The organism is Streptomyces soli (genome assembly GCF_003999195.1).
Lineage (GTDB): Bacteria > Actinomycetota > Actinomycetes > Streptomycetales > Streptomycetaceae > Actinacidiphila > Actinacidiphila soli.
Map to the genome: position 1 here is coordinate 1 of NZ_RJVR01000142.1, position 5797 is coordinate 5797.

Annotated in this window: 6 protein-coding genes; 2 read left to right on the forward strand and 4 right to left on the reverse strand. The window is 68.0% G+C overall.

Annotated elements, in window-relative coordinates; translation table 11 throughout:
• A partial coding sequence (locus EFK10_RS12765) for a serine hydrolase domain-containing protein (protein WP_164835962.1) occupies window positions 1-605 on the forward strand: 605 nt, incomplete at its 5' end.
• Here EFK10_RS12765 and EFK10_RS53225 read toward each other — a convergent pair.
• The 4 genes from EFK10_RS53225 to EFK10_RS12790 all read right to left on the reverse strand — a co-directional run bounded on the left by EFK10_RS53225 (window position 598) and on the right by EFK10_RS12790 (window position 4980).
• On the reverse strand, window positions 598-984 hold the full coding sequence (locus EFK10_RS53225) for an NUDIX hydrolase (RefSeq protein WP_407647067.1): 387 nt from the start codon (window positions 982-984) through the stop codon (window positions 598-600). The two genes, EFK10_RS12765 and EFK10_RS53225, sit on opposite strands and share 8 nt — an antisense overlap.
• Window positions 985-1394: 410 nt before the next feature.
• Window positions 1395-2054 (reverse strand): hypothetical protein, encoded by a 660-nt coding sequence (locus tag EFK10_RS12775; RefSeq protein ID WP_127355834.1) that lies wholly within the window; start codon window positions 2052-2054, stop codon window positions 1395-1397.
• A gap of 261 nt (window positions 2055-2315) precedes the next feature.
• A complete protein-coding gene (locus EFK10_RS12780) occupies window positions 2316-3623 on the reverse strand; it encodes a hypothetical protein (RefSeq protein ID WP_127355835.1) in 1308 nt (435 codons plus the stop codon).
• A 1168-nt stretch (window positions 3624-4791) separates the two neighbouring features.
• Window positions 4792-4980, reverse strand: coding sequence for a helix-turn-helix domain-containing protein (locus tag EFK10_RS12790; protein ID WP_407647068.1), 189 nt, complete (start codon window positions 4978-4980; stop codon window positions 4792-4794).
• Between EFK10_RS12790 and map the strand changes: the two genes are divergently transcribed.
• Complete coding sequence (gene map / locus EFK10_RS12795) at window positions 4892-5620, forward strand: type I methionyl aminopeptidase (protein WP_407647069.1); 729 nt, start codon at window positions 4892-4894, stop codon at window positions 5618-5620. The two genes, EFK10_RS12790 and map, sit on opposite strands and share 89 nt — an antisense overlap.
• The last annotated feature ends 177 nt before the right edge of the window (window positions 5621-5797 follow it).

Sequence of the window (5797 nt, forward strand, 5' to 3'; positions counted from 1 at the left end):
TCCTGGGCGTGCTGATCGCCAGGGTCTCCGACCGTCCGCTGCCCGAGTTCCTGGCGGAGCGGCTGTTCGAGCCGCTCGGCATGGTCGACACCGGATTCGAGGTGCCGGCCGCCAAACTCGACCGGTTCACCACCTTCTACCGCCCGGGCCCGGCGGGCGGTCTCGAACTGGCCGACACCCCGGACGGACAGTGGAGCACCCTGCCGGCCTTCCCGTCCGGCGCCGGCGGCCTGGTCTCGACCGCCGACGACTGGCTCTCCTTCGGCCGGATGCTGCTCGCCGAAGGCGCCGTCGGCGACCGTCAGTTGCTGTCGCCTGCGTCAGTACGCCACATGACCACCGACCACCTGACCCAGCCCCAGCGCGAGGCCAGCGGCCTGTTCCTGGAAGGCCAGGGCTGGGGTTTCGGCGGCTCGGTCGACATCGCCGCCACCGTCCCCGGAAACGTCCCCGGGCGCTACGGCTGGGTCGGCGGCACCGGCACCGCAGCCCACATCATCCCGTCCACCGGCACGGTCACCATCCTGCTGAGCCAACTGGCCATGACCAGTCCCACCCCGCCCGCCCTGATGCGCGACTTCTGGCGCTACGACAGCGTCAGCTGACGGGGTCGGTGTCCTCGTTGACTTGCCCCAGAAGGAGCGGCTCCGCACGACGCTCGACATTCGCCAGCACATCCACCAGGAGAACGCCCATGCTCTTGGGACGTACCGTCTCCGAAGTGGTCGCCAATTCCTCGATCGTCCACCAGTAATGCCCATAGCGGGCCTCTTCTGTCCCGACCTGCATCGCGCTCGCCTCGTCAGAGGTGACGCGCGCGAGCCGATACTCCTCGTACTGGTCGAAACCCTGCCCATCGACGCTGAAGAGCGTCTGCCGAACCCAGACAACCGGCCCCAGCCGCTGCGGCGGCAGATCCAGCCCCGTCGCGGCCTGAAGGTAGTCCTCAAGTCCTCCCCGCGCAGGCGGGGGTGAGCCGGTCACCCGGCCGCGGGCGTGCTCGAGGCGGGCGTCCTCCCCGCGCAGGCGGGGGTGAGCCAGGGTCCGACGTTCACGGTTTCGTGTCCATGGCGTCCTCCCCTCGCAGGCGGGGGTGAGCCGCACAGGAGGCGATGTTCGCGCGGCTGGCGACCGTCCTTCCCGCGCAGGCGGGGGTGAGCCGGAAAAGGAGATTCTCGTCTGGATCGACGAGGCGTCCTCCCCGCGCAGGCGGGGGTGAGCCGTGGTCGGTAGCGCACGCGAGCACATCGGCCACGTCCTCCCCGCGCAGGCGGGGGTGAGCCGCAGGCCCGGGTGGAAGCCGAGCAGGCCGCCGAGTCCTCCCCGCGCAGGCGGGGGGAGCCGAACAATCCGGCATGCGAGGGGATTTGCGGCATGGGTGAGCCGGCCCACGATCAACCGATACCGAGAGTCTTCAAGGCGGTGGACCAGTCGGTGGCGATGGCCTGCTGGGCTTGCGCGAGGGTGGTGGTACCGGCGCAGACCGCGGTGTGGAGTTTGGTCTCCACGGCGTCCTTGGGGTTGTTGGGGCCGGCACCTGCCTTATGGCCGGGCGAGGGCGGCTCCACCCACAGGTTGCGGGGGTCGTTGGGGTCGCCGCCGAGCTGCAACGAGATCAGATGGTCGTATTCGGCGTCCCGCATGGAGCCGGTGTAGCCGTACGACTTCGCGTTCAGCGCCTTCTCCTTGCCCGTCACGTACGACGACGGGCGGATGCCGGAGGTGTACCCGCCCTTGCGGCAGATCGTCGACGTCAGGTTCGCCTGCGTGACGGCCGGCGATATCGCGCCCGGCGTACACGCCGGGTCCTCCAGCGGCTGACTGTGGTCATAGCGGTAGTGACAGCTGCCCGCAGTCGGCTGCTCCTGCACGGTGTAGTGAGCCTGCGGGCCGGCGCCGACCGCGATCGCCCGGGACGAATTGGCCCCCGCGCCAGTTGGCGCCGCATCCTTCCCGGACGGAGCGTTGGCGCCACTGCCCGCGGTCGGCGTGCACCCTGCCAAGAGAAGCACGGCGAGCAGGGCGGTTGAGGTATGGCGGGCAGCAGCCGGCATGACGTTTCCTCACGGTGCAGGGTCAGGAAGGAACATGTTGCCCCACCACGACCGGAGCCACGCCGCCATCGGCCGACGACGAGCCGTGAGGGTCGCCGGTACACGGGCCGTACTTGGGGTGCGCATCACGGAGACGGACGGGTGCCGGGAGCCGGGCCGGGGTTCCAGTCCGGCCCGGTGCGTGCGCTGAGAGCCACAACCGCGTTCGAGGTTTCGGGCAACCCCGCACCACTCACCAAGTGAGTGCGCGTGCGCCTACGTCTACGCGGGCAGCGCAGGGAACACGACCACCGAGCCGTCCTTGTTGCGGGCAATCTCAATCGCCACGTCTGTCGCGCGGCTGTCGACCATGACTCCGTCGCCCAGCTTGTGAATCCGGTTTGCCGCGCGCATCAGGCTTTCGACTTCACCGGTCGTGAAGACGGGTATAAAACCCTGCGAGGGTGCCAGCTCCAGCGCCGACAGGCGTTCTAGGACACCGGCGATGCCCGACTCCAGTTTGCCCAGGCGCTGCTGGTCGGCCTTGAGTGCGCGGGCGAAGTTCTCGAACAAGTTGCCCGGGTCGCTCTGGGCATGCTCGACGGCCTGCAGGACGATGACCCGCCGCTTCAGCGCAATGGCCAAGGCAGCGAGTTCCAGGTGGGTGCGGAACGTGCCGCCATGGTCGTCGACGCCGGGGAACGACTTGGTCAGCGTGCCGATCTCGACGGCCTTGCCGTCGGGCAGCTTGTCGAGTGCGCTCTGCCACTGGGCAAGGCGGCGGTCAGCGGCGCCCAGCGCCGTGTTGATGGCATGCACTGCCGAGTCCAGTCCTAGCGAGACACCGAGCTTGCCCTGGTCGAGCAGAATGGCGGTGGCTTTGTCAATGGCATCGCGGCAGCCGTCGAGTGCGCTGCGCTCGTCATGGAGCTTCTGTTCGTGCAGTTGCTCCAGCAGTTCTGTGATGTGTTCGATAGCCTGCTGGCGCTTGTAGTCGGCATTCGCGCTCACTCCCACCGCTACGGCCATGAGCACGAGCGGCGCGGCCACGGTGAGTGCCGCGCTCCCGGCGACCGCGACGCCGGCTGTTGCACCGGCTCCACCGACTGCGCCTGCTGCTGCCGCTTTACCGACTGGCACAAACGTCGCCCGGGCGGCGATGCCCGTTGAGTTCACGAGTGCACCGTAGGTGCCACCGGCCGCCACCTTCGACGGCATCAGGCGAACGATGCCCTGACCGAACTGGGCGACAACCTTCGCCGGAACCACCATGCGATACAGGCCTTCGCCGGCAGCGGTCGCCGTAGCCGCCGCAGAGGAACTTCGCGCTGATTGCGTGATGAGCTGCGACAGGTGCTGTGCCAAGGGACTCGCGACATCAAGCGGGATGCCTCGGCTGCGGTCGAGCTTGTCGGGCAGCGGATGTACCTCAAGTGTGGCAATCGGCTCGTCGGCCAGACCGGCCAGCACACTGCGCAGTTCAGCCAAGCGCTCAGCCGTCATCGGCTCGTCTCCGGTCAATGCGGGCACCCGGATGTCACCGGTCGCCAGCGTCCACACCGGAACGATTGCCTTGCGGTCGTCAGTCATCGTCTCCCCCTTTTTTCCAACAACAGCCTACGGCTGACGTCCGACAAATACGGCATGAACCTCGTGTATTCAGCTACGGGCGCTGTCTGCGGTGAACTGACGATCCTTCAAAGGGAGGGTGCCGCTCACCTGCAATGACCTGGATTGTCTAGATCAAGGGCGTCGCAAAGCGGGGGACCCAGAAGGTGAAGGGTAGCGGGTGGGACCGGCGGCTCGTGGTGCGGGCCGACGAGAAGAACCTCGTTGGGCACGCGGGAATCGTGCTGTTGCGGAAGATCGCGGACCGTAGCGGGCTCACAGCCGCCCTAACCACGGCGCTCCCGCAGGACATCGGGGATCCGGGAGGATCGAGCGGCAGGCACGGGACCTCAATGTGATCAGCTGGCGTAGACACCCTGGTGATCACTGGTCTCGTGCCTGTGCCGTTGCCGCACCAACTCCCCCTGAACGCAGGCAATCTTCGCGATCCGGGAACTTGCAACCGCCCTGGGAGCTGTCGATCAATAACTCATCGGTTTGATGTTGGTCTATGGGGGCGAGACCGTGGACTCCGCAACCCCGACGGCGCGGGCAACAACACGGACCCCGCCATGCCCCAACACGGACCCCGCCATGCCCCAACACGCCAGCCGTAGCCCCGAGCACCAGGCGCCGCTGCCGCGCATCCAGATGCGGCAGCAGCCGAGCAATGCCGCCAATGCCGCCTCAGTCCCGTCCGTCACACCCCGATCCACGACCCCAACCACCCATCAAATCAAGAAGGTATTGATCGACAGCTTTCTGCGTCCTGCAGCGGCAGATCGACAGGCCGCGCGTCACTCCCGGCGGACCGCGCTTTCCTGGTCATGCTCCTCCACGGGCTCCCCGCACGGCCCAGCAACCGCTCTGCGACCATCCCGCACTTCTCCCGTGTCGGCTGCCGTCGACGGAGCGGCTCACGGCACCCTGCTGCGCTCCCGCATCCTTGGGATGTCGCCGTGCGATATCGCCTGTGCTTCGAGTCGATCTTGCCTTAGTGGTCGGCTCTCGAAGTCCTTCGGGGGTTGACCTGAGAGCCCGAGCCGTGCCGAGAAGACAGCGGCGATCTGGTGTCATGCGGCGAAGGTCGGCACTCCCGTGCCACCTCAGGAACATCCGTCTTCCGGCCAGACGACAGGTCTCCTGACGTTCACGCCGACATGGCCTGGCCACCGCCGTCGGCATCCTCTGTGCAGGCGGTGGCCAGGTCGTCCAGCGATAGGTCCAGCGCGTGGGCCAGGGCCGCCACGGTGAAGAAGGCCGGGGTCGGGGCCCGACCGGTCTCGATCTTGCGGAGTGTCTCCGCGGACACCCCGGCTGTCGCTGCCACGTCCACCATGCTGCGGTCACCGCGGGCCTCGCGGAGCAGAGCCCCGAAGCGCTCTCCACGCTGCCGCTCCTGCGGACTCAAAGGAACTCCCGCCGTGATCTGCGCCTCCGTCAACGACGCCGTCGTGCACGGAATCCCCGACGACTACCGCCTGCGCGACGGCGACCTGGTCAGCATCGACTGCGGAGCCGAACTCGACGGCTGGACCGGCGACGCCGCGATCAGCTTCACCGTCGGCACCCCCCGTCCCGCCGACCTGGAACTCATCGCCGCCACCCAGCAGGCCCTGGACGCCGGCATCGCCGCCGCCACCGTCGGCCACCGCATCGGAGACATTTCCCATGCCATCAGCACCGTCGCCCGCAAGGCCGCCTGCGGTATGCCGGCCGACTTCGGCGGCCACGGCATCGGCCGCCAGATGCACGAAGACCCCCACGTCCCCAACCACGGACGACCCGGCCGCGGCTTCCCCCTGCGCCACGGCCTCGCCCTCGCCATCGAACCCATGCTCATGGCCGGCGGACGCAACGACTACCGCACCGACCCCGACGGATGGACCCTGCGCACGATCGACGGCAGCCGCGCCGCCCACATCGAACACACCATCGCCATCTCCCAGGACGGCCCCCGCATCCTCACCCTGCCCTGACCTCGAACCCGCTCACACCGGCAGCCAGACGCATCAGCCACTCTCGGGAAGCACCGACCAGCGATCACGGCTCCTATCGGCGCTGAGGTGCCCCGAGGTTCCCGGACAGAGATCCAATAGAATCTCTGTGTAAAGGGAATGAGGTAGAAGTGGCGCCACCCAGCAAGTACTCGCCGG

Bases quoted from the DNA above. Each gene is read 5' to 3' on its own strand.
- EFK10_RS12775 (WP_127355834.1), bottom strand. From the start codon at position 2,054: ATGCCGGCTGCTGCCCGCCATACCTCAACCGCCCTGCTCGCCGTGCTT.
- EFK10_RS12780 (WP_127355835.1), bottom strand. From the start codon at position 3,623: ATGACTGACGACCGCAAGGCAATCGTTCCGGTGTGGACGCTGGCGACC.
- EFK10_RS12790 (WP_407647068.1), bottom strand. From the start codon at position 4,980: ATGGTGGACGTGGCAGCGACAGCCGGGGTGTCCGCGGAGACACTCCGC.